Origin of the sequence: Pseudoalteromonas sp. BSi20652 (genome assembly GCF_000239855.1) — a bacterium.
In the GTDB taxonomy this organism is placed as follows: domain Bacteria; phylum Pseudomonadota; class Gammaproteobacteria; order Enterobacterales; family Alteromonadaceae; genus Pseudoalteromonas.
Genome location: NZ_BADT01000241.1, coordinates 1 through 2,848 on the forward strand (window position 1 = coordinate 1; position 2,848 = coordinate 2,848).

Consider the following 2,848-nt stretch of genomic DNA (forward strand, 5'->3'; position numbering starts at 1 on the left):
CAGGCTTTGCGTCTACAAAAATAAAACCGCGTTTAAATAACGCGGTTTTTTTATTTCAAATTAACGATTTATTTTAATCGTTAATTTTTGCAAACGCAGTACCTAAGCGAGTAACTACTTCTGGTAGTTGATCGTCCAGTATTTCAGCTTTATCAGCACCCCATGCTAGTACCACAGTAGAGCCTAATTTAAAGCGACCCATCTCTTCACCCTTTTTAAGCGTGATAGCGTTATCGCCAGTGGTTGGGTATTTCCAGCTAAATACATCACTACCTGCTGGTGGTGTTACTGTGCCAGCCCAAATAGTTTCAATGCTGGCTACAATTGTTGCGCCAACAAGTACCATTGCAAGCGGACCAATTTCAGTTTCAAAAATGGCTACTACCCGTTCGTTACGTGCAAACAAGTTAGGCACGTTTTGCGCTGTAAGTGGGTTTACTGAAAATAAATCACCAGGTACGTAAATCATTTTGCTTAGTGTGCCATCAATTGGCATATGAATACGGTGGTAATCTTTAGGTGCTAAATAAATAGTGGCAAACTTACCGCCTAAAAATGGTGTTGTATCGTCTTGTGAGCCACCGAGTAGCGCTTGTAAGCTGTAATCGTGACCTTTAGCTTGTATTAGCTGTCCGTCAACAATATCGCCTAGCTGACTGATTGCGCCATCAACTGGGTGAATAATAATATTACTATCTTCTACCATTGGACGTATGCCGTCTTTTAAAGGACGAGTAAAAAATTCATTAAAACTTTTATAATGAGCTGGGTCTGAATATTGTGCTTCACTCATGTCTATTTTGTATTGCTTAATAAATAGTTTGATTAACGTCGTTGTTAGTGCACCCGCTTTAGCTGCCGCTAATTTACCTACAACGCGTGAAATAAAATGTTTTGGCATTGCGTACTGCATTGCAATTTTAAATTTGTCTAAACTCACAGTTTTTTTCCTAAATTATACGCGAGGCGCGCGAGAGCCTGCACGGCCATCGGCCATTGTTTCTAAAATTCGATGGTAGCTGTCAAAGCGTAATTGCGAAATTTTGCCATCAGCTACTGCTTCTTTGATTATACATCCCGGATCGTTTAAATGCTTACAGTCTCTAAAGCGACATCCGCCTATAAATTCTCTAAACTCTTTAAAGCACCACGTTACACGCTCAACTTCTAAATGCCACAAGCCAAACTCACGAATTCCTGGTGAGTCGATTAAGTTACCGCCACTTGGTAAGTGGTGAAGGCGCGATACAGTGGTTGTGTGCTGACCCAAACCGCTGTTTTCAGATACTTCTTTAGTTAATATTGCAGCATCGGGTAATACGGTATTAACAAGGGTCGATTTACCTACACCACTTTGCCCAACAAAAATATTATTTTTATCAACAAGCACTTCTTTTAATTCGTTAATACCTTCGCTCGATATATTACTAACAAGTAATACTTTGTAGTCGAGTTTACGATATATATCGAGAATCTTATCTATTGCGGCAAGACCTTCAGCATCAATTAAATCAATTTTGTTGAGCACTAAAATTGGCTCAATACCCATATCTTCGCAGGCGATTAAATAACGGTCGATAATACTTGGCGTAAACTCAGGTAATACTGCCGATACCATGAGTATTTGATCAATGTTTGCTGCAATAACTTTTACGCCGTCGTAAAAGTCAGGGCGAGTAAGTTGCGAGCGGCGTTCTTGTGTTGCTTCAATAACACCGGCTAAATCACCTTCACTCACTTTAGCGCGGCGAAATAATACTTCATCACCACATACTAAATTTGATACGGTACGGCGTATATTACAGCGAAGTACATCGCCATTTTGCGTTTCTACATCAGCATGTTGACCAAAACGGCTGATCACAATTGCGCTCTCGACCTGACCTAAATTATCGGTTTGCCATTCTTGCGCCCCTTTTTTAGCTGGCTTTGCATCGGCACTGTTAATACGCTTTTGATGATTAGCCTTAATCTGACGAGATTGGCCTTTACTTAGTTTTTTCTGTTTTGCCACTGGAGGCCTATAACCTTAGTTAAATGTCGCTTTTCCTAAAAAAAGCTTTAGCTCGACGGTTGATGCTAATATGATATATCTAAATGCGTTGGATCTAAAGGAAAGCACCGCTTAGGTAATTATGACTATTAATAAATCAAATTTAATTTGGCTCGACCTTGAAATGACAGGGCTCGAACCTGAGACCGATAAAATACTCGAAATTGCGACCGTTGTCACTGACGCAGACCTGAATATATTAGCCGAAGGGCCAACTATAGCTATTCATCAAAGTGATGAATTACTAAATGGCATGGACGAGTGGTGTACTACTCAACATGGTAAATCGGGTTTAACGGCGCGCTGTAAAGCAAGTACTTACGATGAAGCCTATGCCGTTGCACAAACGTTAGATTTTTTAAAGCAGTGGGTGCCTGCGGGTGTATCACCAATGTGTGGTAATTCAATTGGGCAAGATCGCCGCTTTATGAATAAATACATGCGTGAACTTGAAGATTTTTTCCATTACCGAAATCTTGATGTGAGCACTATTAAAGAATTAGCACGTCGCTGGAAACCCGAAGTGCTTGGACAAGTGAACAAAAAAGGTTCGCACCTTGCTTTGGATGACATTAAAGATTCGATTATGGAATTAAAAGTCTATAGAGAAAATTTCTTTAATTTGTAAAAAACACTTGCAAACAGACTGTATTATTGTAGAATCCTGCCCCGCTCAAGACGATAACCCACGCGGGGTTAGTGTGTTTGAGTGATTGAATTACCATCAATAAATGCGGTACTAGCTCAGTTGCTAGAATGTTGAACGCGACCTGTCGCGCTTAAGCGTAAAATAAC

At 40.3% G+C, this 2,848-nt stretch carries 3 protein-coding genes; 1 reads left to right on the top strand and 2 read right to left on the bottom strand.

Annotation, left to right across the window (positions count from 1 at the left end; all coding sequences use genetic code 11):
* Positions 1–73 precede the first annotated feature (73 nt).
* Entirely contained in the window at positions 74–940 is an 867-nt protein-coding gene (gene asd / locus P20652_RS00715; RefSeq protein ID WP_008172771.1) for an archaetidylserine decarboxylase, read from the bottom strand.
* A gap of 15 nt (positions 941–955) precedes the next feature.
* The gene (gene rsgA, locus P20652_RS00710; RefSeq protein WP_008172773.1) at positions 956–2,014 is read right to left on the bottom strand and encodes a small ribosomal subunit biogenesis GTPase RsgA; all 1,059 of its coding nucleotides are present in this window, start codon (positions 2,012–2,014) and stop codon (positions 956–958) included.
* Positions 2,015–2,135: 121 nt separating this feature from the next.
* Between rsgA and orn the strand changes: the two genes are divergently transcribed.
* Complete coding sequence (gene orn / locus P20652_RS00705) at positions 2,136–2,681, top strand: oligoribonuclease (RefSeq protein WP_008172775.1); 546 nt, start codon at positions 2,136–2,138, stop codon at positions 2,679–2,681.
* Positions 2,682–2,848 lie beyond the last annotated feature (167 nt).

Bases quoted from the DNA above. Each gene is read 5' to 3' on its own strand.
- orn (WP_008172775.1), top strand. From the start codon at position 2,136: ATGACTATTAATAAATCAAATTTAATTTGGCTCGACCTTGAAATGACA.